The following is a 24,407-nucleotide window of genomic DNA, read 5'->3' as shown; positions in this document are numbered from 1 at the left end:
TAACCTTGCTATGATAAAAAGGAACATAGAAAGGGGCTAAAAAGCTTATGAACATGGATTATGATTTATTTATGCAACAAATTACAACGACTGCACGTGCAGAGATGGAAGCAGCAGGTTATGAACAACTGCGCACTCCGGAAGATGTGGAAGCAGCGTTTGCTCGTAAAGGAACAACTCTTGTTATGGTGAATTCTGTATGTGGTTGTGCTGGCGGTATTGCACGTCCTGCAGCAACACATGCTGTACATTATGATAAACGTCCTGACCATTTAGTAACAGTATTTGCTGGTCAAGATAAAGAGGCAACAGCAGCTGCACGTTATTATTTCGGTGAAGATCATATCCCATCATCACCATCATTCATCTTATTGAAAGATGGACAAGTTGTAGGAGAAGTTGGCCGCTTTGAAATCGAAGGACATGACCCAATGAGTGTTGTAACAAACCTTCAAGGACACTTCGAGGAAAACTGCGAAGAAATCTAATACTACTAGAGTTATTGTGTAACGGGTACGTTTTGAAAGTACCCGCTGCACACCTATAATGGGGGAGTTCAACCGATATGAAGAAATTTTCAATCGGCTATCGTACATTAAAAACAGCCATTGGTGCTGCTGTTGCGATAGCAATTGCCCAATATTTTGATTTGCAGTTTTTCACGGCAGCTGGTATTCTGACGATTTTAAGCATTCAACCAACAAAACGTAAATCTCTCCATGCAGTGTATACCCGGATTGTTTCAACATTTATCGGGATCGCTTATGCATTTATATTTTTCGAAATATTCGGTTATTCGCCGGTTGTTTTGGGAATCGTGATGATTCTTTTCATTCCGACGATCGTTTCACTAAAAGTTGTGGAAGGATTTATTTCAAGTTCGGTAATCATGATGCATATTTATTTGACCGCCAATTTTACGGTCGATCTGCTCATTAATGAATTTTGCTTAATGGCAATCGGTTACGGGGTTGGGTTAGTCGTAAATATGTACATGCCGGATATTCAGCAAGGTCTGTATTACCACCGCGAAAAAATGGAATCGTTATTGAAGAAAATTCTTGCGGAAATCGCAGGGTATTTGAGAGATGGCGACACATTATGGGACGGTCATGAACTGATTGAGGCGGCTAAAGTGGTCGAGGCAGGAAAAGCGCTGGCATTCCAAGATGTTGAAAACCATGTGACTCGTAAAGAAAATACATTTTATCTGTATTTTGATATGCGTGAAAGACAGTTGGAAATTATAGAGCGCGTGTTGCCGAAAATTACGACACTGCCGGTAATGACAGAGCAGGCTACTTTAATTGCAGCCTTCATGGAAGACTTGAGCGAGCACGTCCATTCAGGAAATACGGCAAGCCGCTTTTTGGAAAAACTCGACAAAGTAAAAGAAGAGTTCGCCAAAATGCCGTTGCCAAAAGATCACGAAACTTTCCTCGCAATGGCCGCGTTGTACCAGTTCATCGAGGAAATGGATGAATACCTGGTCATCAAGCAATCGTTCAAGGGGATGAAATAAAAAAAATGGATGCATAAACATCCATTACATAATTGCTGCGACACCCATTGCAACAGTTGAGATTAACATGATAACAACCATTGAATAAACGACTATTTTTTGAAACTTTTTGTTGCTCATTCTTTTCGCTCCTTCAATATGAACTAGTACTAGTTTATCAAATTTGAAGGAATTCTCAAGTACATTAGATTTTACATTTTCGGAATTTTAATTTTTTTATCGGGAGTGCAAACACCCAATAAAAAAAGCCTCGAACAAATGTCTGGACACCATTCAGATGGGGCGGTATTAATAATTTTATTCAAAAGGGAGTCAGTACCGTGGAAAAAGTGGATCATATCGGCATTGCCGTACGTAATATCGAAGAACGTATTACATATTACACAGAAACGCTAGGCTTGAAATTATTAAAGATGGAAGAAGTAGAATCACAGCAAGTAAAAGTTGCTTTTATCGATGCAGGCAACGTAAAAATTGAGCTGCTTGAGCCAATGAGTGAAAAAAGCGCAATCCATGGCTTTTTGGAAAAGCGCGGAGAAGGCATTCACCATGTTGCATTCGGTGTTACAGGTATTCGTGAGCGCATGGCTGAACTTCGTGAAAAAGGTGTACGACTATTATCTGAAGAGCCGGGACCAGGTGCTGGCGGCGCTGAAGTAGCATTTTTACACCCGAAAGACTCATATGGTGTACTTTATGAATTATGCGATAAAAGCGGAAAAGGGGATAAATAACGATGACAACAATGACAGTAACTCCAGATATGTTTGATAAAATTAATGAGCTTTATGACCGTAAAGAAGCGATCCAGCTTGGTGGCGGGGATGCGCGTATCGAAAAGCAGCATGAAAAAGGGAAAATGACTGCCCGTGAACGTATTGATATGTTATTGGATGACGGGTCATTCGTTGAAATTAATCCTTTCATTACACACCGTACTGTTGATTTCGGTATGGATAAACTAGAGGGCCCTGGTGACGGCGTAGTTACTGGTTTCGGTAAAATCAATGGCCGTAATGTGTATTTATTTGCACAGGACTTCACAGTATTCGGCGGTGCGCTTGGTGAAATGCACGCGAAAAAAATCGCAGCGGTAATGGATTTAGCAGCGAAAAACGGTACGCCGTTTATCGGCATTAACGATTCAGGCGGTGCGCGTATTCAAGAAGGTGTATTATCACTTGACGGCTATGGACACATTTTCTACCGTAACTCAATTTATTCCGGTGTAATTCCGCAAATCTCAGTAATTATGGGACCTTGTGCGGGTGGTGCTGTTTATTCACCGGCGATTACAGACTTTATATTAATGGTTGATAAAACATCTCAAATGTTCATTACAGGCCCTAAAGTAATTGAAACAGTAACAGGTGAGAAAATTTCTGCTGAAGGTCTTGGCGGTTCTAAAGTGCATAACGCTACTTCAGGGAATGCCCACTTCCGTGCAGAAAACGAAGAAGCTGCAATTGCACAAATTCAGCAATTACTTTCTTACTTACCACAGAACAACAGAGAAAAAGCCCCGAAACAAGCTGCTCCAGAAGGCGATAACTTCCGTTCAGAGCTTGTTGATGTTGTACCGATTGACCAAACAAAATCTTATGATGTTCGTAAAGTAGTGGAACAAGTAGTTGACGAAGGTTCATTCATGGAAGTGCAAAAAGAATTCGCGAAAAACATCGTTGTTGGTTTTGCACGTATCGCGGGTGAATCAGTTGGTTTAGTATGTAACCAGCCGAAGTTCTTGGCGGGCGGATTAGATATCGATTCATCTGATAAATTAGCTCGTTTTGTACGTACATGTGACGCATTCAACGTGCCTGTTATTACATTTGAAGACGTATCTGGTTTCTTCCCTGGTGTCAAACAAGAGCACGGCGGTATTATCCGTCACGGTGCGAAAATCCTTTATGCTTATTCAGAAGCAACTGTACCAAAAATTACAGTTATTTTACGTAAAGCATACGGCGGTGCGTACGTAGCATTGAACTCGAAAGCGATTGGCGCGGACTTAGTATTCGCTTGGCCGAATGCTGAAATCGCGGTAATGGGTGCTGCTGGTGCGGCAAACATTATTCATGCAGGTGAAATTGCGAAATCGGCTGATCCGGAAGCAACACGTGCAGCGAAAATTGAAGAATACAAAGAAAAATTCGCTAATCCTTATGTAGCGGCATCACGCGGTATGGTTGACGATGTTATCGATCCACGTGAAACACGTATTAAGCTAATCCAGGCATTGGATATGCTTTCAACAAAGCAGGAAGACCGTCCGTACAAAAAGCACGGGAATATTCCGCTATAATTTTTAATTAAAGCACTCTAAGAAACATCTCTTAAATGATTTGTATACAATACAATCGTTTTTGAGGTGTTTTTTTGCTTTATAGTGCCCTAAAAGAAATAGTGCAGGAAAAATACTAGAAAGTTATTAAAATATATTTACCTATAATATGGTAAATCCTCCTATTTTATTATAGTGAAATTTACAAAAAGCTATTATGCTAGATAAAAGGAAAGACGATATAGGAGGACAAAGTATGAAGGAAATCAACCAACTACAGAGGGCAATTGATTTAAGAAGCGATGGGGAATTACAACAATCCAATCAACTACTATTGAGATTAGTTGAACAACATCCGTACGATGCCTATGTAAATTACCAGTGTGCATGGAGTTTCGATGTGCTTGGCAAAGAATCGAATGCTGTGCCGTACTATGAAAAGGCAATTCAAGGTGATTTGAATGATGAAGATTTAGCGAATGCTTATTTAGGTCTTGGCAGTACATACAGAACACTAGGGGAATACGAAAATTCAAAACATACGTTAGAAAAAGGGGTGGAGAAGTTTCCGCACAATTTAGCGATTCAAGTATTTTATGCGATGACATTGTTTAACTTGAAGGAACATGAGCGTTCAATGGAGCTTCTATTGAAAAATTTAGCAGCCACTTCGTCTGATCCACAAATTCAGAAATATAAAAAGGCCATTACATTTTATAGTGATAAATTAAATGAAGTGTGGAAGTGAGTGATTAATCCAATGCGGAAAAATATCGGAGTTAGTAGATTATACGATGAAACTTTTTAAGATTGTAAACTACTTCATTTATACTGCGATGGTCAGCATGATCGGCTACAGCTGTTATTTCTTATCGGTGTTATTTATCGGTTCAATGCTGTTTTCTGCAGCTGATTCACCGCCGTGATATTTCAAATTCGGGCAGGTTGCTGACTATTGCTTCTATTGCTTTTGGAACGTTTATTGCGCTATTAATTTACAGTGTTGTTCACTGGACCATTGCATCGATTTTGAATTTAACGTTTCCTAAGCGATTTCTTCTCATTTTGAATTTTATAATCATCAATTTAGTCGTTAGTGCGTTAATTTTTAAATTTATTATTATCGACGGCAGTTTTTTATAAAATTAATCCACCGCTCTAGACAGATTAAATGCTGCTTGCTGTTTTTTCGGTTCCTTTTCATACGGGTGTTCGTGCTCCGCAAACAGGAAGATTGCCCCAAGTTCTATGCCATGCCCGTAACGGGCGGTTTCTTCAGGAGTTAAGTGCAAAATTCGTAAACTCAATTCATACACATTTTTTCGTGTGACAAAGCTGATAAGCTGGTCGAGCCAGTTGCCGGCAAGATGTACTTGAATGTCGGTATATATTTTCAGTGATTGTAAAGGGTGTATATCTTTTGAAAACACATGGATTTCATGTTCGGAAAAACCGTGCCCTCTAATAATGTTCAGCTTTGTCATAGCTTCCTCAACACTGTACACTAAAGCGATTTCACGTCTATACTCCATCATGATCACCTATTTTTTTATTGTAATGGAATTTTTATTGAGATGGTAGTGATTGGTAACAATCGTACATCAATACAATTATAAAATGCAGAAAATTCGAAACTTATACAGTGTTTATTACGTAGAACATAAAAAGGGAGGTTTTACTTATGGGGAACTATTCCATTCGCGATTTTGTCAACAAGACGCAGCAAGACCAGAATGAAAATGATTATTTTGAATTGGAAACCGATCGTGTACTCGAAGTGAATCTGAACGGGGAAGTATGGTCGAAAATGGGTGCGATGATCGCCTATGTCGGTTCGATTAAATTTGAGCGTGAGCGCATGCTGGAGCATGGCGTGTCGAAAATGTTTAAGAAAGCATTGACCGGAGAAGGTACGCAGCTAATGAAGGCGAAAGGGAAGGGCCGGTTATATTTAGCAGACCAAGGTAAAAAGATTACAATTTTTGATTTGCAGAACGAAAGCCTGTGCGTGAACGGCAATGACCTGCTTGCATTTGAGCCATCGATTAATTGGGATATTCGACTTATGCGCAAAATGGCCGGTATGATGGCAGGCGGTTTATTCAATGTCATGCTGGACGGTAAAGGAAAAGTGGCGATTACAACCCATTTTGAGCCATTAACATTAATCGTTAAGCCAGGTGAAACAGTGTATACTGACCCAAATGCAACCGTTGCGTGGTCCGGTAATTTGAAGCCGGAGTTTGTAACAGATATTACGTTCAGAACACTTATTGGACGCGGCAGCAATGAATCGATCCAAATGGCTTTTTCCGGTGAAGGATTCGTCATCATTCAGCCATTTGAAGAAGTGTATTTATCGTCGGAATCATAAGGGCTGCGGTATAAAGTAAGGAGAAAACAGATGTTTTTAAAATCAGTCAAACTTAAAAAAGAAGAAATAACGGATTATAGCGAATACCCTTTTTCGATTCCGTTTATTCGCCATATGGATGAATTGGATGTGGACGCAAGGGTTACGTTTTTCGTTGGAGAAAACGGTGCGGGTAAATCAACTTTGCTCGAAGCCATTGCAGATCAGATCGGCTTCAATCCGGCAGGGGGCAGCACGCAAAACTATAAGGCATATGATGTGGATCAATCCGAATCTGCGCTTGGCGATTATGTGAAGCTCTCCTGGTGGCCAAAAGTAACGACCGGCTTTTTCCTTCGCGCCGAGACATTTTATCAGTTTGCGTCGCATTTGGATGAGATCGATCAGAACGGCTATAAAGCATATGGAGGGAGATCACTTCACCACCAATCACACGGGGAATCTTTTTTCTCGCTGTTCCAGCACCGGTTCACAGGGCAGGCAATCTATTTACTGGATGAGCCGGAAGCCGCATTATCCCCAACAAGACAGCTGGCGTTTCTAACACTGATGAATGATTTAGTGAAGAAGGGCAATGTCCAATTCATTATCGCAACACATTCGCCAATTTTACTCGGATTTCCGGATGCGGTCATTTATCAATTTGATGAACATGGCATCGAGCAGGTGAAGTATGAAGAAACCGAGCATTATCAGGTAACCTCGTATTTTTTACAGCACCGTGAAAAAATGCTGCAGGATCTGTTTGAAGAGGATGAGGACGAACTCGATTAAGGATATTGATAACTAAAATGTATTTAAAAAGGAGTGAAGAATATGGGATGGCAGCAATTGCAACAGCAATCAGAACAGTATCACATTCAACTTTTGGAATCGGAAAAACTGAACAAGAAAATCGAAAGCCTTGAACAACAGATCCAGCATGCCCAACAGGATATTAAGCAGCATGAACAAGCTCTGCAAAAGGCGCGCCAACAATTGAATAAGCTTGAGGGGTTTTCGTTCGTGAATCTATTCCGTGGCTGGTCAGGGAAAAAGGATGAGCTGATCGAGCAAAATATGGACCAGGTTGCAGTTACGGAGCTGAAGCTGGTCGAAGCGCAGTTAACGAATAAAGATTTACAGGAAGATCAGGATGAACTAGTTCAACAATTGAGCAAGATAAATGTTTCAACTATCCGTGAAGAGCTGAAGAAAGTAGAAAACGAAAAACAAGTGTGGCTGATGGCGAATGCACCTGCAGCAGCGAAGGAATTAACGGGCATCATTGAACAGGTGCTTTTTTGCAAACAGCTGAAAACCGAAATCCATGAAGCGATTGATGCAGGCAAACAGGCATTTAATAAGCTGACCGATGCGGGCTACAAATTGCAGGATGCCAAATCCTATTCAACATGGGATACATTTTTAGGTGGGGGCTTTATCGCAACGGCGTTAAAGCACGACAAACTGGAAGAAACGAACAGCTATTTGCATGAAGCACAGATGGCCCTGCAACGTTTCCAAAACGAACTGCTCGATATTAAAGAGATGCGCCAAAATACATTGGAAGTTCATACAGATGGTTTTGTTATGTTTACGGATTACTTTTTCGATAATATTTTCACCGATTGGTCGGTTCATTCCAAAATTACAACTGCGATTGATCAACTCTTGCGTGTACAGGATGATGTGGCGAATACACTTCGCGATTTGAAGCAAAAATTGAGCATAACAATCGAAAAAGAACAGGCCTTGCAAGTAGAAAAACAAAGCATTTTAAATGCCGATGATCAATCATTGTTTTTTCAAAAATAGAGGCGTACAATAAAGCGTAAACTAGTTATTTAAAGGGGTTATCGAACATGAACCGAGTAGTAGAAGAGTTTCTGGAATTAGTACAAATTGATTCTGAAACAAAACATGAAGAAGTAATTGCGCCAATTTTAGTAAAAAAATTAGAAGAAATGGGCTTTGATGTTTTTCAGGATGATGCGCATACACGCAATGGTCACGGTGCAGGCAATATTATCGCAACATTAAAAGGTGATGAGCGGGTCGAGCCGATTTATTTTACAGTACATATGGATACAGTCGTGCCGGGCAAAGGCATTAAACCGGAAATTCGTGAGGACGGCTATATTTATTCTGACGGCACAACGATTCTTGGCGCGGATGATAAAGCAGGTATCGCAGCATTATTCGAAATGGCACGTCGTATAAAAGAAAAAGACAGCGCACACGGTACCATCCAGTTCATCATTACAGCAGGTGAAGAAAGCGGATTAGTCGGTGCTAAGGAACTTGATCCTTCAAAAATCATCGCCAAATACGGTTTTGCGGTTGATAGTGACGGCAAAGTAGGCGGCATTGTAGTTGCAGCACCATTCCAGGCAAAAGTATTTACGAAAATCATCGGTAAAACAGCACATGCAGGCGTTGCACCAGAAAAGGGTATTTCCGCAATTACTGTTGCAGCAAAAGCGGTTGCCCAAATGAAATTAGGTCGTCTCGATGAAGAAACAACAGCGAATATCGGACGTTTTGAAGGCGGTAAAGCAACAAATATTGTATGTGATGAAGTATCAATTCTTGCGGAAGCCCGTTCGATTGATGAAACAAAACTGAATGCCCAAACTGACCATATGAAAGAAACATTTGAACGTGTTGCACAAGAAATGGGTGCGCGTGCTGAAGTAGAAGTGAAATTAATATACCCTGGCTTCCGTGTGACAGAAGAAGATCAAGTTGTGAAAGTTGCTAAAGCAGCGGTTGAAGCAATCGGTCGTACACCACAGCTCGGTATTTCAGGCGGTGGTAGTGATGCAAACGTTATCGCTGGGTTCGGTATTCCTACTATAAACTTATCGGTTGGCTATGAGGAAATTCATACAACTAACGAAAGAATGCCGGTTGAGGAACTGGAAAAACTGGCTGATTTATTGGAAGAAATCGTTGTTCAAACAACGAAATAAGAGGTATCAATATGAGCATTGAAAAAGCAGTCGTATTTTTATGCGGCACAGAACAATATGCTGTGCCGGTTGAGCAGGTTGTTTCGATTGAAAAGCTGGAGCGTGTAACTCCGATTCCTCATTTACCGAACTACTTGCTCGGCTTTACGCGAATTCGAGGGGAACTTACACCAATAATCGATTTTCAGACCATTTTATACAATCGCCCGACAAATACACAAACGGCTAAAATCATTGTGTTGAAGACAGAGCTGATTAATTACGGATTGGTCGTTGCCGATGCGAAAGAAATTATCGACTTTGAAGAAGGCGTTTTAAAACAGATGGGGCTTGTCAATTATGAAAAGACGAAATATTTTACAGCGGTTGCCAATTTGGAAGACCGCATGATTTCTTGTATCGACCCGAATATTCTCGTGCATTCATTAGACGGCATCCGTGAAATTATCGAATACTTACATGAAATGAATCAGCAGGAAAATCAGGCAAACTGAAAAAAGGAGCTTATCATCTGAACGTGATAGGCTCCATTTTTTCAATCGGCAGTAACCGCTTTCTTTTTTTTGATTTGTTTTGCGTACGCATAACCTGTGAAGCTAAATACGAAGATTGAAATAATCGTAAGTGTCAGAACGAGATTTTCTTCAACCCAGGGAATATTTCCGAGTATAAAACCACCGCCAAGCCAAACAATTGTCCAAAGTACGGCCCCCATGAAGTTATAGCGTAAAAATGTCCCATATGAAAAGCCGGAATATCCGCAAATAAAAGGTGTCATTGTCCGCATCAACGGCACAAACCGTGAAAACGTAATGGCAACCCGGTCATAGTCTTCCAGGAATTTCAGGGCTTTTTCAGTAGTTTCCTCATTTAAAAAACGCATAAAAATATTGCGCTTCGGTGGAATTTTCCGTATCGATTTTCCGATAAGGTAGTTGCTGCTGTCGGCAAGTGTTGTCGCAACGATAAAGATAATTAGTAATGTCAGAAAATCTAGCTTATCGATCGCAGCTAAAGTACCGCTTGTGAACACAGTACTGTCCCCGGGTAAAAATGTTAAAATTACAAATGCAGTTTTTGTGAAAACAACCGCAAATAACAGAATATAAATATACAGTCCGAGCTCTTTTATGTAATAAAATATGACTTGGTCGATTTCCCGTAAAAATTGAATAATGTCAAGTAGCATAAGTAGTTCTCCTATCAAGAGGATGATTAAATTCAAGTATAGCGGATACTGGAAAATTATTGTTATAAAAAGTGCTAAGTAAAAAAAACTAAAAGAGGTGATGGAAATGAGTTTGACAAAACGCCCCAAAATTGAGATCCCAAAAACGAAATCCGAATGGCTGATGGATATTATCGGTTATATAGCATTAGCGATTATGCTTGTTGTACTGTTCATGAACTGGCGCGAACTGCCAAATGAAGTACCTGCCCACTTTAACGGCAGCGGCAATGTCGACCGCTGGGGCTCTAAATGGGAGCTGTTAATTTTACCGGGCATCGGCATTGCAATGCATTTCTTTTTAATGATTTTAGAAAAATTCCCTGAAACGCACAACTATCCAGCACGCATCAATGAATTGAATGCCGAGGTCTTTTACAGAAATAGTCGCCAAACACTAAATTATATGCGTAACATTATAAATATATTATTCGCTTACATCGTGTACCGCACTATTGTGATTGCTTTAGAAGAAGCAACAACGATTGGCTGGCCGTTTTTCGTAATTTTGGCAGCGCTGTTTGCTGTGCTGATTTGGAAGATGATTAAGATTTTTAGGATTAAGTAAAGTAGAAGTTTGTAGGTGGGAAGTGGAATACTGCGGAGGGAAATTAGAAGTTTTATAGGCAAAGGTGGAACACTTCGGTCGAAAAGTAGAATCTTTTACGAAGAAAGTAGAACCACGATTTAAATTAGAACATGGCGGAGTGAAAGTAGAACAACCCGTTCGAAATGTAGAAAATGGCACGTAAAAAGTAGAATACTTCAATTGAAAAGTAGAAATTTCATTGAAAAAGCAGATTCCTCATCAAAGACCGAAAGCATCTCATTAAGGAGATGCTTTTTTCAGTTAAAAACTTTCACATTAAATTACATATTTTTAATTTTCATTCGTCTATAGAAGTAAGAGAGGTGATGGACATGGATTTTGATGAGCTTTATGAGCAGGAGTTCCGCAAGACTTATCAGTACATACGCTACATGGTATCGAACGCACAAGTCGCCGAAGATTTAACGCAGGATACGTTTGTGCGAATTTATAAAACGGATTTGACCAAAGTAACCAATTTCCAGACTTATACTAGGCAAGTCGCTAGGAATCTTGTTTATGACTATTATCGGAAGAAAGCATTAATTAAGTGGCTTCCGTTTACAAATGTCCCGGAGCAGCAGGATTTTCACTACGTACCGCATGAATGGCTCATTCAGGAAGAAGACCGAAAACGATTATACGAGGCACTGCAAAAGTTAAAACCAGTGCAACGGGAAGTCATCATATACAGGAAAATCGAGGAGCTCTCGATTCAGGAAACGTGCGACATTATGGGATTATCCTCGGTGAAGATTGCAAATACACAGCGAAGTGCGATGCAGGCATTGCAGAAAATTTTAGGAGGTGAAATTTATGAAGCTTGATAATCGCTTAAAACAGTTAAATGAATTTCCTGAAAATGAAGCATTAAAAAAATCCATCTATCAGAACATCCATAAAAAACCTGTGAAAACACGTCATCCATTGAAAACATTCCGTGAAATAGGCGTAATGGCGGCAATTTGTTTCATCGTCCTATTTTTACTGTTCACTTCGGATATTCATAATAATCAGGCAACATCAGGCGAAACTGCCAAAATTACTTCTTATGAAAATAACGGAGAAAAGGGGTTTAGGGGCAGAACGTCGACACTTTTCGTTGGTGTTGAAAATGTGACGACAGATGAAATGGTCACTTTATTCGAAAATATTTCTGAGCTTCCTGCTGTTATGGCTCCTCCAAAGAGCGACGTGCATTATGATATTGTCGTGTTGTATAAAAACGGAGACCAGAGAAAATTTGAATTGGCATGGAACTATTTATATGACGTTAGCAATGATGCGTATTATCCTGGATATGATCAATATCCGTCCACTGTTTTATCTGACCTGGAATATGCACATGATCGACAACACTTTCCTGCAATATTTATTGCGCTGGGCGTTCTGCTGATGAACTTGGCGGCTTCCAGCTATTATAGTCGACGCCAAATTGAACAGCCGAAAAAAATTCGCGGATTAGGAATTGCTATAACAATTTACTTGATCGGTGTGGCGCTTATGGGATATTACTATTTCATGATCGGACCGTTTTATAAGCCAATGCTTTTACTTTTATTGTTTGGATATGGATTCAGCATGTGGTGGCTGATAAAAAAAGAAGTGACAAACTTGAATATGCTGAAAGTCGAAAAGTACAAAATCCTATTTATTGTCCTGCTGATCCTTTTTTGGATTGTCATGGCGTAAATATATAATAACGAAAATGCATGGTCCTTCATAAAGAAGCGGCCATTTTTTTTGCATATCAAAATCAAAAAGGAATTTATTTGAAACCTTTTGTCGGAAAATTCGTATAAATTAAGAAGCTAAAAAGAGGAGGCATTTGAGTGAATAATCAATTTAAAGAGCAGTTCGGTCGGTATTTTTTAAACGGTGAATTTGAGGAAATCTACAGGAAAACAGCAAAGTCGTTTCAGAACCTTGTATCGTTTGAACAATTTCACGAGCTTTCTTTAGACTATAATTCAGATGTGAGCAGTTATACGTGTATCGTGTCCAATACATTTCAAGGACTGGAACGGTATATATGGGTTGATGATACTTATTCCAAAACAGTGGTCATCGCGTTCGACGGGCAGGATATTATTCAGGCGATCTATTTAAAGCCGTTTGAAACTTATCCGATCAGTGATCAAATATGGACAAAAAATACATACAGTATGCCAATTAATGACGAATGGTATGTTTTTTGGGGCGGCACGAACGAATTTATCAATTATCACTATCCGTATGAACAGCAGCGTTATGCTTACGATTTAGTCAAAATGGTCTATAACGAAACCTATAAAAACTCGAAACAGCAAAATGAAAGCTACTATGCATTTGGAGCTGAAGTCGTAGCACCGTCTGATGGTGTGGTGGTCGAAGTGAATGATGGAATTAAAGATAATATACCGGGAAAAATGGATGAAGAAAACCTAGCGGGAAACTATTGCATTATTGCACACGAACACAATGAATACAGTATGATTGCCCATTTCAAGAAGGATTCGATTTGTGTGAAAACAGGGGATAAGGTGAAGGCAGGTCAACTGCTCGGCTTATGCGGGAATTCGGGCAATTCCTCAGAAGCACATATCCATTTTCAAGTAATGGATCATCAAGATTTTTTGCAAGCCAAATCACTGCGTATTCAGTTTCATGGCGGTGCAGAACCAATTCAGGGGGATTTTGTACAACCGAGCTCGGCAAGCAAAGCAGAATCCGATTCTTTTGATAAAATTGAAAACTCTGTTACCGCTGGAGAACTGCTGTTATTGCTCCCTCGAATTATTGGCCAGTTTTTTAAGTAAAAGTGAACCTAGAAATGAAAGGGGTCATGAAATGGTACGAAGAAGAGGCATATATGAAGTAAACGTTATTGGCAAGCCGCTTGTTTGTTTATTTTGCCAAGATACGAAATTCAGGCACCGTGAAGTATATGTGAAATTGACGAATCATGAGCCAGGTGTCCAGAAAAAGAAATTAACCCTGCAATCTTTTACCTGTAATGCATGTGCACATGAAATGAAATTTGAAGAACAACTACGGGATGGTGCAAGTACGATTGAATATGTGCAGGTAGGTGAGTAAGTGGTAGATTATTTTTTAGCAGAGAAAAGTCGTTTATATATTTTTAAAAAACCAATCTGTTGTCATATATGCGCACACGATATTTTTATCCCACACGAAACGTATACAGATGTTGAAAAACCCGGCATTAAAGTGCTTTTTGTTCACAACACAGCTATTTGCCAGCAATGCGGTTTTGTCATCGAATTTAGTGATTCAAGTTATTATGATGGAGAGAATGATACGTACCGTTGGGCATTTGATCAGGAGCTGATTGAGGAACAACCACCTTCAGAACCTTGATAAAGGATGTTTCATTATGAAACTCGGATTAAAAAAGGATGAAGTTATACTAGTTCCGCATGAAGCGGGTTGGAAGAGAGAATTTGCTGAGACTAAAGAAAAAATACTAAACCACACAAGTTTACAGCCCAATCAAATAGAACATATCGGCAGCACATCTATTGAAGGGATTCACGCAAAGCCGGTAATTGATATTGTAATTGGTGTTGAAAATCTTGACTCGCTCGATAAAGCTTTTTTCACGGGACTCAAGGAAGCCGGTTTTTACCGCTTGCAAGTGGATAGACCCGATGAAATTGTTTGCGCGAAATTTACTGATACTACATTTGAAATGAAAACACATTTCATCCATCTTGTAGAATTGAATAAGAAAAAATGGCATCAGATGCGCTTTTTCCGAGATTATTTGAATGCAAATGAAGCGGCGAAAAAGGAATATGAGACTTTGAAAGATGCTTTCTTTAAGACAGGTAAGGAAGGGATTAATGAGTATACAAATTATAAAGAGCAATTTGTCCAGTCAATTTCTATGAAAATGGATAAATGAGGGATTATTATGAACTGTATTTTTTGTGAAGGAATTGAAGAGAAACAAATACTACTGCAAACAGAAAATTATAGAGTAGTTTTAGACATTGACCCAATCCAGTCTGGACACTTATTGATTATATCGAAACAGCATTTTATGGATGTCCGTGAACTTCCTGATTCAAAATTTATAGAGCTATTTGAGCTGCAGAAACGGATTGTTAATGTTTTTGATACGCATTTTTCAGTAGACGGGATAAGCGTTATTCAAAATAACGGGTCGATTATGGATGAAGGGACTCATTTTCATATCCATATCGTACCTCGTTATAAAGGGGATGACTTTTGGACACAACAGGAGGTCAATTGCCGTCCTATATTGATTCAAGAACTTGTTAAGCAGCTTCAAAATGAAATGGAGTGACTGTCTTGGAAATAAGAAAATTTAACTTAGAAAATGAAGAATTGATTAATCTATTATGTTCCAATGAATGGCCATTTCATGTGAAAGTTCAGCTAGAGCCGGAAGCGATTAAAAGAGCGATCGAGAATGGCTATTACTCTGAAGGAAGAGAAACATTTTGGATTACTGATAACGAACAAAAAGTAGGAATTTTAATTATCGATGATATTGAAGATACAATCCCTTTATTTGATCTCCGTGTAACGAAAGAAGCAAGAGGAAAAGGCATCGGTCAAAAATCGTTAAGTTGGCTAAAAGATTATTTGTATGGTGAAAAAAGTAAGACTCGAATTGAAGGATATACTAGAGCAGATAATTTAGCGATGAGAAAATGCTTTACAAAGGCAGGCTTCGTAAAAGAAGGCTATTTACGAAATGCATGGGAAAATGAAGACGGTTCTATCTCAGATACTGTCTTGTATGCATCCATTTATGATGACTGGAAAGAAAATAAAACAACGCCGATTAAATTCGATGAAGTCCCTTACTAAGTTATTTATATACATACCCCATAAAATACAACGTCAAGACCAGCTGTCCGGATGTTAGAAGTAATTCTAATTTCCGGCAGCCTTTTTTATGGGAAAAATGGATACTTAAGTTTACTCCTTCTATCCTTGCAAACATTTTAAAGCCTGGTAATTTTTGCAATAAACATTTCTCTTGGTAGCTGATGCAATATCTACTATAATTAGAAATCGATTGGGTATGCAGTGGAGGTGTTTAAACAGGTGATACAATTACAGCAAGTCACAAAAAAATTCGGTTCTTTCGTCGCTGTGCAGGATGTGACGTTAACGATTGCTAAAGGGGAAATTCACGGTTTGATTGGGGCGAGCGGTGCAGGAAAATCAACGTTGCTGCGTCTGATGAACTTGCTGGAAGTTCCGGACAGTGGAGCTGTTGTCATCAATGGTCAGCAACTAACAGCTTTAAAAAATGCAGAACTTCGTGAAGCGAGAAAATCAATCGGAATGATTTTCCAACATTTTCACCTCGTCGCAAATAAAACCGTCCATGATAATGTAGAAATTGCACTTGTCCTGGCAAACTATCCGAAAAAGCTGCGGAAAGCGCGTGTAATCGAATGCCTGAAGTTTGTCGGGCTGGAACAGTTTGCAGGTCAATATCCGGCCCAGCTGAGCGGCGGTCAAAAGCAGCGGGTGGCGATTGCAAGAGCCCTTGCGAACGAAACAGCGGTCCTGCTCTGTGATGAGCCAACCTCTGCGCTCGATGCAAACACTTCTGCGGAAATATTGCGCGTCTTACAGAAGGTCAATGTTGAGCTCGGTGTGACGATTGTGCTTGTCAGCCATGAGCTTGATGTTGTTAAAAGTATTTGTCATCGGTCTACGGTGCTGGATGCAGGGCAAATATACGAAACAGTTGATTTAACACCTAGTGGCATACTTGAAACGAGCCATCATCCTCAAAGCTTCGTCGATCAGCTCGTGAAAGGTGGAATCGGACATGCCTAATGTATTACGTCAATATGAAGCCGAAATTTGGCAGGCGATCAGCGAAACATTTTTCATGGTCGGTGTGTCAATTGTAGCTGCTGTATTAATCGGATTACCAATCGGTACATATTTATTTCTTTGCGGGAAAGAAAAGTTGCTTGAAAACCGTGTCGTTTACAACATACTAAACTTAGCGGTGAATACGATTCGCTCGTTTCCATTTCTGCTGCTAGTCGTATTCTTGATTCCCTTTACAAGGCTCATTGTCGGTACGGCAATCGGCACGGTTGCGGCAACAGTTCCGTTATCGATTATTGCCATTGCCCATTATGCAAGGCTTGTCGAACAGTCGCTGCTTGATGTGCCGAAAGGTGTAATTGAGGCTGCAGTTTCAATGGGTGCTTCAGTGCGGCGGATTATTTTCAGTTTTCTTTTTGTGGAAGCACGGTCAGGCCTAGTGCTCGGCTTGACGACTTCGATTGTCAGCTTCATCTCTTATTCCACAATAATGGGTGTAGTTGGCGGTGGCGGAATCGGTGACTTTGCGATTCGTTATGGTTATCAGCAATTCAAGACAGATCTAATGTTTTACATGATTTTAATTATGATTGTTTTGGTGCAGCTTATTCAAATGATTGGGACGACTGCAGCAAGATGGTTGGACAAAAGATAGGAGAATAATTGTGAAAAAAAGATGGATGTTAAGTGTAGCAGCAGTACTTGCTTTAGTAGGTTGCGGACAGAATGAAGAAAAAGAAACGAATAAAGAAGTGAAAAAGGAAGAGACAACTTTAAAAGTTGCATCATTAATTTCACCGATGACAGATATTTTGGAGCTAGTCGAGCCTAAATTAGAAGAACAGGGCATTGATCTGGAAATTGTTGTATTAGGTGATAATGTACAGCCAAACAGTGCACTAGCTGCAAAGGAAGTTGATGCAAACTTCTTCCAGCACGTACCGTATATGGAGGAATTCAATCGTAACAATGACGCAAATTTAGTACCGATCCAGCCGATTTACTTTGCGAATTACGGTGTGTATGCTAAAAATTATGATTCAATCGAAGAGTTGCCAGAAGGAGCGACTGTTGCGATTGCCAATGATATTTCAAATGTTGACCGTTCGTTAATGCTGCTTGCCCAGCACGGTGTCATTACATTGAAGGAAAAAACGGATGTGTATTACACATTAGCAAGCGTAGAGGAAAACCCGAAAAATCTTCAGTTTAAAGAAGTCGATCTGTTAATGCTTGCGCGTATGTACGATGATGCGGATGCGGTTGTTATGACACCTGCCTATGCGGCACCACTTGGTCTAACACCGAAAAGTGATGCGCTGTTAACTGAAGGTGTGGAAAACGACTTTGCCATTACATTAGTGGCACGTGAAGACAACAAAGACGATGAAGCAATCAAAAAGCTTGCAGAAGCGATGACGAGTGAAGAAGTACGTAATTTCCTGACAGAAAACTACGATGAAACGGCTACTCCTGCGTTCGAATAGATGAATAACCTGAAAACACCGAGACGCGGCTAGATTTTGCGTTTCGGTGTTTTTTTGGATGGATTAATCTGTGGTGCACACTTAAACGATTCCCCATCAAAATTGTATCTATAATTAAAAATCAGACTTAACTATTATTTCCAATGCTTTTTTCAGCACTTGTGTATCGCTATCTGTCAAGTTTACAAGAACCTGATTATTCAACTTAATTGTTGCAGCTTCCACTTCATCTCTAATTTCCTCGGATTTAGGAGTCGCCATTACTAAAACATTTCTACGGTTGTTTGGATCAATTGATCGTTCTATTAGTTCAGCTTTTTGCATTTTATCTAATATTCCCGAGATAGTAGAGGCTTCTAAATATACCATTTCACCAATTTGTTTAGGCGATAATTGTCCTTCTCTCCACAAACAATTCAGCACACCATATTGGGCGGGCGTTACTCCGTAATCCTCCAAAAGCTTGCTGAAATATTTAAAAACCTTATTCTGACTGGCACTCAGCAAAAAATTTATGCAATCTTTTAATTCCATTTTATCTCCTCCATATTGACATTCCCTATCATATCATGTTAGTTTTTGTAATAAAACATTTTTGGTATCGAAATGTTTTGTTGCAGAAGGGGGCAGATAGTTATGGATCAATTCAAGGCAATTATTGTAAAAGAAGAACAAGATCAGGTAATTTACGGTTTGGAGGATGTTAATCGCGACAGTCTTTCGGATGGCGAAGTTTTAATTAAGGTTTCCTATTCTTCAATAAACTATAAAGATATGTTGGCTGTTCAAAAAAATGGAGGCGTTATCAGGAATTATCCGCTTATCCCTGGAATAGATTTAAGCGGAACTATTGTTCATTCTACAGATAATCGCTATACAGAAGGACAGAAAGTAATTGTGACAGGTTTTGCTATGGGTATGAGCCACACAGGAGGTTTTTCGGAATATGCCAGAGTTCCGGCAGATTGGATTGTTCCTTTACCGGACAATTTATCTTTAAAAGATGCGATGGTTTTTGGAACAGCCGGATTTACGGCTGCTCTTTCTATCAGGGCATTAGAGGAGAAAGGTATGGATTTAAACAAAGATCCGAGGATTCTGGTCACTGGTTCAACTGGCGGAGTAGGTAGTATAGCTGTGCAAATTTTATCAAAAATTGGTTACAAAAATATTTCTGCTTTAGTTCGGAAAGAAAATCAGATCGACGTAGCAAAATCTTTAGGAGCTACTGATGTCATTTTTGCAAATGAATTAGGAGAACTCAATAAACCTTTGAATAAGCAAAAATTTGATTATGTACTAGATACTGTAGGTGGAGAAATTGCTTCTGTAATAATCCCGCAAATTTCCTATGGAGGAAGTATGAGTATGTGTGGAAATGCAGGCGGAATCAAACTAACATCGACAGTGCTGCCGTTCATACTTAGAGGAATTAACCTTTTAGGAATTGATTCAGTAAATGTGCCAATTAAAGATCGAGGTTATACTTGGGATAAAATAGCGAATGAATGGAATATTGCTCAAACCACATTAATAAGCGAAATTTCACTAGAAGAAATCCCTCAAACGATTGAAGCAATTAAAAATGGTCAGCATTTGGGAAGAACAATTATTAAAATTTAAATAGAATACCATAAAACGAGTGCTTTTCTTCAATGAAAGAGAAGCACTTTTTTATATTCTAGACATCTACCAATCTAGAATAACAAATCCCTTAAAATCAATAGAATAAGTCAAAAAATCCACAAAGTCATATATGATAAATATGAATATTAAGAAAACTCTTGCATTATGATAAAATTATTCTTATTTATACTACTTTTTCTTCGTACGGTGGGAGGGTGCTATGTTTAATTATATAACAAATGAATCTACGCAGGTGTATTTGGAACGTACAATGGAGGAAGAAAAGCATAGAATAAAAAATTTTTATGTTCTTTCGGTCAATGATGCTCCTATTGAAAAAATGAATTACAGTCTTTTTTTCGACAGACATATTGAGGAGGGCTCCATTGTCAATCTGGAACAGGATGAAGGCAATACGAATACTCCAAGCTATATTATTGATGAGGAGGAGTATGTTAGAAATAAGGAGTTATATTACAAGATTCGGTTACAGCTGCGAAAAAGAATAATTGAAAAGATGGCGATTTCCATTAACTTTTATATTGTAGCCCATAGCACTCAGGGAAGTAATGCAATTTTAAATAACGATCAATTGCTAGAGAATTCTATTGAGGAAACGAAGGCAATTATACAGAATGAAACATTTATAGGTAAAGAAGATACGTGGGATAATTTTTATATTTGGCTCCAGAATCAATTAAAAACCTTTATTTTAGAGGAAATGATTCTGCTGGACGGAATCAGAGGTATCAAAGAATTGACGTTAGAAGAGTTAAATGTGAAATTTTTTGAATTACTGCGCTTTAATCTGGCAGCTAATAAATCATTTATTAGAAAGTTTAGTCATAATGTCGATCATTATCTTAAAGAATGGCAAAGAAGACTGATCAATGAAATAAATAATAATGTTTCCGCCTCTTTACAACTCGGCAGTGTCATCGAACAGCCTGAAAATGGTGGGGCAGGCAGTGATGCACTTCAACCGAAATACATGTCCAACTATGCAAATGTTCTAAATAATGTAGCCTACCATGTAGTAAGAGAAGCGATTTATAAACAGAAATTTGTGATAGGTGATGAAGGTATTTGGCCTAAATATATTTTTGAGAAGGGCAATACGAGCGGAAATCTTCAAATCATTCCGTTTATTAAGGAAAACCGGAACTTTAATTCTACTTATGAAAATATGCAACAAATTGCGTCAAATATAGTCCGGCAAATGTCCATTCTCGATGTGGATGTGCTGGATATTCTTTGTCATCTTTATTTACAGCTGGCTAAAAATCTCGACGATATTGTTGAAATTGAATTAAGGGATATTTTAACAATGAGGGGGCTCCGGCCTAAACTCAGTGGTGACGGGCGACGTGGAGGCTTTGAAACAAAACAGAGGGATCAGGTCATCCATTCCTTAAAGGTGATTCAAAGTCTTTGGCTAACAATTGATAAAACCGTATGTACAAAAATAACAAGCCAATTCACGTAGAAGTCCAAGGCAGAACCTTTTTATTTAAACATGCAAACGGCGAGGAATATGAAGTGAATGAGGAGACTTGCGGTAAGTCCATTACATTTACGGTCGATAAAGTATTCGCGAAATATTTAGTCTCCTCGAAGCGGCAGATGGCATTACTTCCGCTAAAAGCAATGCATTATCACGCCGCACGTTTTAACTTAGAGAAAAAATTATGCCGCTATTTAAGCTGGAGATGGAGGACGCAGGCATATAAAGGGGACTACCAGCAATTAAACCGTGTGAATACGCTGTTGGAAGTGTGTGGGCAGGGGCTAAATAATCGTCTGCCCATCAGAACAAGGGAGCGGTTTGAAAAGGCGCTGGATAAATTAGTGGAGGATAAAATCATTGCCGACTGGTACTATATCAACTGGGATGAAAATAGAGCAGAAGGAAAGGGATGGGCCAAATATTGGCTAAATACTTCCATCATTATCGATCCTTAATCAGGTGCTTGCAAGAAATAATTATATCGGTATTTGATGAGCAGGAGGTCGCGTTCGTTCAGGGGGAAGCCGATGTATCCGAGCAATTGCTGAAGCTGCCATTCGATCATTTCTTCTTTACGGGCAGTCCCCGTGTCGGCAAAATAGTCATGCGTGAAGCGGCCGAGCATCTGGCAGCCGTAACGCTTGAGCTTGGCGGAAAATCTCCCGTTATTGTAGATAAGGGGTATGATTCGGTCAAAGCGACGCAAACAATTGTTTTCGGCAAGGTAATGATGGCTGGCCAATTTTGTATTTCACCCGATTATTTATTTGTTCACGAAGACGATGTAACAGATTTTGTGCGGGCTTTTCAGCAAATGGCGTTAGGTATGCTCTATGATAATGGTAAATTACGCACAAACGAGCGCACTCAAATTGTCAATGATGCACACAATTATCGGATTAAGGGGCTATTCGAGGATGCAGTGGATAAAGGAGCAAGCGTATTAAGCGGAGGTATATTCGATGATGAAAATCGTTTAATCGAGCCGACATTATTAGGAAATATTATGCCCGATATGTGGATTGCGGATGAGGAAATCTTCGGGCCGCTCACATTTGTGAAAACGTATAAAGATGTGTCCGAGGCGATTCTTCATATTCAGGAAAATCCAAAGCCTTTAGCGCTATATATTTATAGTGAGGATGAACATTTCCAACAGCAGGTGCTCCGTACGACGTCTTCTGGCGGGGTGACGATCAACGGAATATTTATGCACAATACGCATCTGCATTTACCATTTGGCGGTGTCAATAACTCGGGAAGCGGAAATTTCCATGGAATTCATGGTTTTAAAACCTTCTCGCATCAGCGTGCTGTTTATAAAGTTCTTTCATGATATTCCGAAGAACTGCGAAAGCTTCCCCGCAGCGGAAACAATTTTAGCGGAAGCAAAAATAACACTTTTCCCTATAAAGGAAGTGTTATTTTTTGTTTTGGCGTTCCCTCTTTGATTAGGTGCATGAAAAAATCAACTAAGAGTATTCAATTGTAAATAGGAGGAAAGCCATTTATGCTGAATGGTAATATGAGTGATTACGTTACATTGCATAAAGAGGAGCTGAAAAGTATTCAGGAAAAGAAAAAACTGTATTGTTGATGAGGTTTTATGCTCCCACAATCAATAAATTTCCAATACGATGATAAATAGAGTTTTGTTCAGCTAAATGGCGCTTACCTCAAGAAGAAAGTGGACACTATTTTATAGATTTGGTACTTTTTTTGGAAAACAATCTTTTATGAGTTGTTATAAAACACCTCTTCAGGGATTTGTATGCAACGTTTTTTTTATCATAGATAATTTATATAATAGGAGGAAAATCGGTGGAAATAAAAAGTGTCAACCATTTCCTGTTTTCAGTTTCTAATTTGGAAGAATCGATAGAATTTTATAAAAATGTATTTGATGCAAAATTATTGGTTAAAGGAAGGCGGACTGCATATTTTGATTTAAATGGCATCTGGCTTGCTCTAAATGAAGAAAAAGATATCCCTCGTAGTGAAATTTTCCTCTCATATACACATATCGCATTTTCAGTTGAGGAAACAGCGTTAGATACGATTTATCAAAAACTTGTGGCCTTAAACGTAAATATTTTATCAGGACGACCAAGAGATGAAAGGGATAGAAAATCAATTTATTTTACCGATTTAGACGGTCATAAATTTGAATTTCATTCGGGGACTTTGAAAGATAGACTGGACTATTATAAAGCAGAAAAAACTTATATGGAATTTTACAATTGATCTAGATAAAAACGCATCACTTAGCTATAGACTGGATAATGTACAATACAAAGCACATGTAATTGAAACGCAACTACTGCAGTGTGTTCAGTATAATACATTGCATGGGAAAGCTTTTAATTGCATATTATTCACTAAAATCTATAAATAGGAATCGGTGCGCTGGGGAGGTTCCAATGTTTATAAAAATATAAAAATACAAACAGGATTAAATATTAATAGTTACTTTAAAAATTATAAATTAAACAATGGGGGAAATGTATAATGTCCATTCGTATTATTAAAGAATTAGAAAGTAAGGATAAGCAATATATTAACGATGAACTATACAAGTTTAATTTAAGGCACTTTCCAGATGATTTAAACGGCAGATATGAAGAAGTCTGTCTATTTCTAAAAGATGACGATGGCACTGTTCGAGGTGGAATCCTTAGCGAGATCTGCTGGAACTGGCTGGAAATTCATACTTTTATGATAGATGAGGATCTAAGAAAATCAGGTTATGGAACTAAATTATTAACAGAACTTGAGAAAATAGCATTGGAAAAAGAATGTGATTTCATAAAAGTAGATACTTTGAGTTTTCAAGCATTGGATTTTTATAAAAAGAATGGGTATCAAGTTTTCGGAAGTTTAGATAATGTAGGAAGGGAGTTCAAACATTATTACTTGAAAAAAGATTTAAAGAATATTTAACGAAATTCTTTGTTACTAACCAACCTGATTCGTTTAGTAAAAGTGTTCAATAAACGATTGTTTGTCT

General features: G+C 38.9%; 33 protein-coding genes. 29 read left to right on the top strand and 4 right to left on the bottom strand.

Annotated elements, in window-relative coordinates; translation table 11 throughout:
- Positions 1–47 precede the first annotated feature (47 nt).
- Together AC0VXV_RS11800 and AC0VXV_RS11795 are read left to right on the top strand one after the other, a co-directional pair.
- On the top strand, positions 48–488 hold the full coding sequence (locus AC0VXV_RS11800; RefSeq protein WP_251687094.1) for a BrxA/BrxB family bacilliredoxin: 441 nt from the start codon (positions 48–50) through the stop codon (positions 486–488).
- 77 nt (positions 489–565) lie between these two features.
- Positions 566–1,522, top strand: a complete 957-nt coding sequence (locus tag AC0VXV_RS11795) for an aromatic acid exporter family protein (RefSeq protein ID WP_475528362.1) — start codon at positions 566–568, stop codon at positions 1,520–1,522.
- 24 nt (positions 1,523–1,546) lie between these two features.
- Here AC0VXV_RS11795 and prli42 read toward each other — a convergent pair whose 3' ends face one another.
- A complete protein-coding gene (gene prli42, locus AC0VXV_RS11790; protein WP_008404197.1) occupies positions 1,547–1,642 on the bottom strand; it encodes a stressosome-associated protein Prli42 in 96 nt (31 codons plus the stop codon).
- Positions 1,643–1,842: 200 nt separating this feature from the next.
- Here prli42 and mce point away from each other — a divergent pair, with 200 nt between their 5' ends.
- The 4 genes from mce to AC0VXV_RS11770 all read left to right on the top strand — a co-directional run bounded on the left by mce (position 1,843) and on the right by AC0VXV_RS11770 (position 4,732).
- Positions 1,843–2,256, top strand: a complete 414-nt coding sequence (gene mce, locus AC0VXV_RS11785) for a methylmalonyl-CoA epimerase (RefSeq protein WP_251687099.1) — start codon at positions 1,843–1,845, stop codon at positions 2,254–2,256.
- A gap of 2 nt (positions 2,257–2,258) precedes the next feature.
- Positions 2,259–3,827 (top strand): acyl-CoA carboxylase subunit beta, encoded by a 1,569-nt coding sequence (locus AC0VXV_RS11780; protein ID WP_008404193.1) that lies wholly within the window; start codon positions 2,259–2,261, stop codon positions 3,825–3,827.
- Positions 3,828–4,062: 235 nt separating this feature from the next.
- A complete protein-coding gene (locus AC0VXV_RS11775; protein WP_475528359.1) occupies positions 4,063–4,554 on the top strand; it encodes a tetratricopeptide repeat protein in 492 nt (163 codons plus the stop codon).
- Between the two features lie 46 nt (positions 4,555–4,600).
- Complete coding sequence (locus tag AC0VXV_RS11770; RefSeq protein WP_475528357.1) at positions 4,601–4,732, top strand: hypothetical protein; 132 nt, start codon at positions 4,601–4,603, stop codon at positions 4,730–4,732.
- Between the two features lie 219 nt (positions 4,733–4,951).
- Here AC0VXV_RS11770 and AC0VXV_RS11765 read toward each other — a convergent pair whose 3' ends face one another.
- Positions 4,952–5,341 carry a YflT domain-containing protein gene (locus tag AC0VXV_RS11765; RefSeq protein WP_475528355.1) on the bottom strand — a complete coding sequence of 130 codons (390 nt, stop codon included), beginning with the start codon at positions 5,339–5,341 and terminating at the stop codon, positions 4,952–4,954.
- A gap of 146 nt (positions 5,342–5,487) precedes the next feature.
- On the opposite strand from AC0VXV_RS11765, the gene AC0VXV_RS11760 reads away from it, so the two are divergent.
- From AC0VXV_RS11760 to AC0VXV_RS11740, 5 genes are read left to right on the top strand one after another with little or no spacing between them, the layout of a single operon-like run.
- Positions 5,488–6,180, top strand: coding sequence for an AIM24 family protein (locus tag AC0VXV_RS11760; RefSeq protein ID WP_251687110.1), 693 nt, complete (start codon positions 5,488–5,490; stop codon positions 6,178–6,180).
- A gap of 30 nt (positions 6,181–6,210) precedes the next feature.
- Positions 6,211–6,954, top strand: coding sequence for an AAA family ATPase (locus AC0VXV_RS11755; RefSeq protein WP_475528354.1), 744 nt, complete (start codon positions 6,211–6,213; stop codon positions 6,952–6,954).
- Between the two features lie 42 nt (positions 6,955–6,996).
- Complete coding sequence (locus AC0VXV_RS11750) at positions 6,997–7,977, top strand: hypothetical protein (RefSeq protein ID WP_475528353.1); 981 nt, start codon at positions 6,997–6,999, stop codon at positions 7,975–7,977.
- A gap of 47 nt (positions 7,978–8,024) precedes the next feature.
- Positions 8,025–9,134, top strand: a complete 1,110-nt coding sequence (locus AC0VXV_RS11745; RefSeq protein WP_475528351.1) for a M20/M25/M40 family metallo-hydrolase — start codon at positions 8,025–8,027, stop codon at positions 9,132–9,134.
- 11 nt (positions 9,135–9,145) lie between these two features.
- Positions 9,146–9,628 (top strand): chemotaxis protein CheW, encoded by a 483-nt coding sequence (locus AC0VXV_RS11740; protein WP_475528350.1) that lies wholly within the window; start codon positions 9,146–9,148, stop codon positions 9,626–9,628.
- 41 nt (positions 9,629–9,669) lie between these two features.
- Here the strand turns inward: AC0VXV_RS11740 and AC0VXV_RS11735 are convergent, their stop codons facing one another.
- Positions 9,670–10,323, bottom strand: coding sequence for a DedA family protein (locus AC0VXV_RS11735; protein ID WP_475528349.1), 654 nt, complete (start codon positions 10,321–10,323; stop codon positions 9,670–9,672).
- 106 nt (positions 10,324–10,429) lie between these two features.
- Here AC0VXV_RS11735 and AC0VXV_RS11730 point away from each other — a divergent pair, with 106 nt between their 5' ends.
- The 12 genes from AC0VXV_RS11730 (at position 10,430) to AC0VXV_RS11675 (ending at position 18,267) form a co-directional block, all read left to right on the top strand.
- The gene (locus AC0VXV_RS11730; RefSeq protein WP_475528348.1) at positions 10,430–10,930 is read left to right on the top strand and encodes a DUF1648 domain-containing protein; all 501 of its coding nucleotides are present in this window, start codon (positions 10,430–10,432) and stop codon (positions 10,928–10,930) included.
- Positions 10,931–11,283: 353 nt separating this feature from the next.
- Positions 11,284–11,778, top strand: a complete 495-nt coding sequence (locus AC0VXV_RS11725; protein ID WP_475528346.1) for an RNA polymerase sigma factor — start codon at positions 11,284–11,286, stop codon at positions 11,776–11,778.
- Entirely contained in the window at positions 11,768–12,643 is an 876-nt protein-coding gene (locus AC0VXV_RS11720; protein ID WP_475528345.1) for a dehydrogenase, read from the top strand. The genes AC0VXV_RS11725 and AC0VXV_RS11720 overlap by 11 nt, the downstream gene beginning before the upstream one ends.
- 140 nt (positions 12,644–12,783) lie before the next feature.
- Positions 12,784–13,749, top strand: a complete 966-nt coding sequence (locus AC0VXV_RS11715) for a M23 family metallopeptidase (protein WP_475528344.1) — start codon at positions 12,784–12,786, stop codon at positions 13,747–13,749.
- A gap of 31 nt (positions 13,750–13,780) precedes the next feature.
- Positions 13,781–14,029 (top strand): hypothetical protein, encoded by a 249-nt coding sequence (locus AC0VXV_RS11710; RefSeq protein ID WP_475528342.1) that lies wholly within the window; start codon positions 13,781–13,783, stop codon positions 14,027–14,029.
- Positions 14,030–14,311, top strand: coding sequence for a hypothetical protein (locus tag AC0VXV_RS11705; RefSeq protein WP_475528341.1), 282 nt, complete (start codon positions 14,030–14,032; stop codon positions 14,309–14,311). It begins immediately after the preceding gene.
- 16 nt (positions 14,312–14,327) lie between these two features.
- Positions 14,328–14,858: a GrpB family protein gene (locus tag AC0VXV_RS11700; RefSeq protein WP_475528340.1), complete on the top strand. Its 531-nt coding sequence runs from the start codon at positions 14,328–14,330 to the stop codon at positions 14,856–14,858.
- Positions 14,859–14,867: 9 nt separating this feature from the next.
- Complete coding sequence (locus AC0VXV_RS11695) at positions 14,868–15,263, top strand: HIT family protein (RefSeq protein WP_475528339.1); 396 nt, start codon at positions 14,868–14,870, stop codon at positions 15,261–15,263.
- Between the two features lie 5 nt (positions 15,264–15,268).
- The gene (locus AC0VXV_RS11690; protein ID WP_475528338.1) at positions 15,269–15,793 is read left to right on the top strand and encodes a GNAT family N-acetyltransferase; all 525 of its coding nucleotides are present in this window, start codon (positions 15,269–15,271) and stop codon (positions 15,791–15,793) included.
- Between the two features lie 240 nt (positions 15,794–16,033).
- On the top strand, positions 16,034–16,780 hold the full coding sequence (locus tag AC0VXV_RS11685) for a methionine ABC transporter ATP-binding protein (protein WP_475528337.1): 747 nt from the start codon (positions 16,034–16,036) through the stop codon (positions 16,778–16,780).
- On the top strand, positions 16,773–17,435 hold the full coding sequence (locus AC0VXV_RS11680; protein ID WP_475528336.1) for a methionine ABC transporter permease: 663 nt from the start codon (positions 16,773–16,775) through the stop codon (positions 17,433–17,435). Before AC0VXV_RS11685 ends, AC0VXV_RS11680 begins: the two co-directional genes overlap by 8 nt.
- A gap of 10 nt (positions 17,436–17,445) precedes the next feature.
- Positions 17,446–18,267, top strand: a complete 822-nt coding sequence (locus AC0VXV_RS11675; protein ID WP_475528335.1) for a MetQ/NlpA family ABC transporter substrate-binding protein — start codon at positions 17,446–17,448, stop codon at positions 18,265–18,267.
- Positions 18,268–18,381: 114 nt separating this feature from the next.
- Here AC0VXV_RS11675 and AC0VXV_RS11670 read toward each other — a convergent pair whose 3' ends face one another.
- The gene (locus AC0VXV_RS11670; RefSeq protein WP_475528334.1) at positions 18,382–18,801 is read right to left on the bottom strand and encodes a MarR family winged helix-turn-helix transcriptional regulator; all 420 of its coding nucleotides are present in this window, start codon (positions 18,799–18,801) and stop codon (positions 18,382–18,384) included.
- A gap of 102 nt (positions 18,802–18,903) precedes the next feature.
- Here AC0VXV_RS11670 and AC0VXV_RS11665 point away from each other — a divergent pair, with 102 nt between their 5' ends.
- From AC0VXV_RS11665 to AC0VXV_RS11640, 6 genes are all read left to right on the top strand, one after another.
- Positions 18,904–19,890, top strand: coding sequence for a YhdH/YhfP family quinone oxidoreductase (locus AC0VXV_RS11665; RefSeq protein WP_475528332.1), 987 nt, complete (start codon positions 18,904–18,906; stop codon positions 19,888–19,890).
- A 223-nt stretch (positions 19,891–20,113) separates the two neighbouring features.
- Positions 20,114–21,379: a hypothetical protein gene (locus AC0VXV_RS11660; protein WP_475528330.1), complete on the top strand. Its 1,266-nt coding sequence runs from the start codon at positions 20,114–20,116 to the stop codon at positions 21,377–21,379.
- Entirely contained in the window at positions 21,349–21,855 is a 507-nt protein-coding gene (locus AC0VXV_RS11655) for a hypothetical protein (protein WP_475528329.1), read from the top strand. The genes AC0VXV_RS11660 and AC0VXV_RS11655 overlap by 31 nt, the downstream gene beginning before the upstream one ends.
- Positions 21,810–22,736, top strand: a complete 927-nt coding sequence (locus AC0VXV_RS11650) for an aldehyde dehydrogenase family protein (protein WP_475528327.1) — start codon at positions 21,810–21,812, stop codon at positions 22,734–22,736. The genes AC0VXV_RS11655 and AC0VXV_RS11650 overlap by 46 nt, the downstream gene beginning before the upstream one ends.
- Positions 22,737–23,221: 485 nt before the next feature.
- Positions 23,222–23,644 (top strand): FosM family fosfomycin resistance protein, encoded by a 423-nt coding sequence (gene fosM, locus AC0VXV_RS11645; protein ID WP_475528326.1) that lies wholly within the window; start codon positions 23,222–23,224, stop codon positions 23,642–23,644.
- Positions 23,645–23,908: 264 nt separating this feature from the next.
- Positions 23,909–24,340, top strand: a complete 432-nt coding sequence (locus tag AC0VXV_RS11640; RefSeq protein WP_475528325.1) for a GNAT family N-acetyltransferase — start codon at positions 23,909–23,911, stop codon at positions 24,338–24,340.
- Positions 24,341–24,407: the final 67 nt, after the last annotated feature.

Source organism: Solibacillus sp. iso_87 (genome assembly GCF_056173085.1).
The sequence above is the reverse complement of the archived record's forward strand: the minus strand, read 5'-3'. Positions and strand labels throughout refer to the sequence as shown.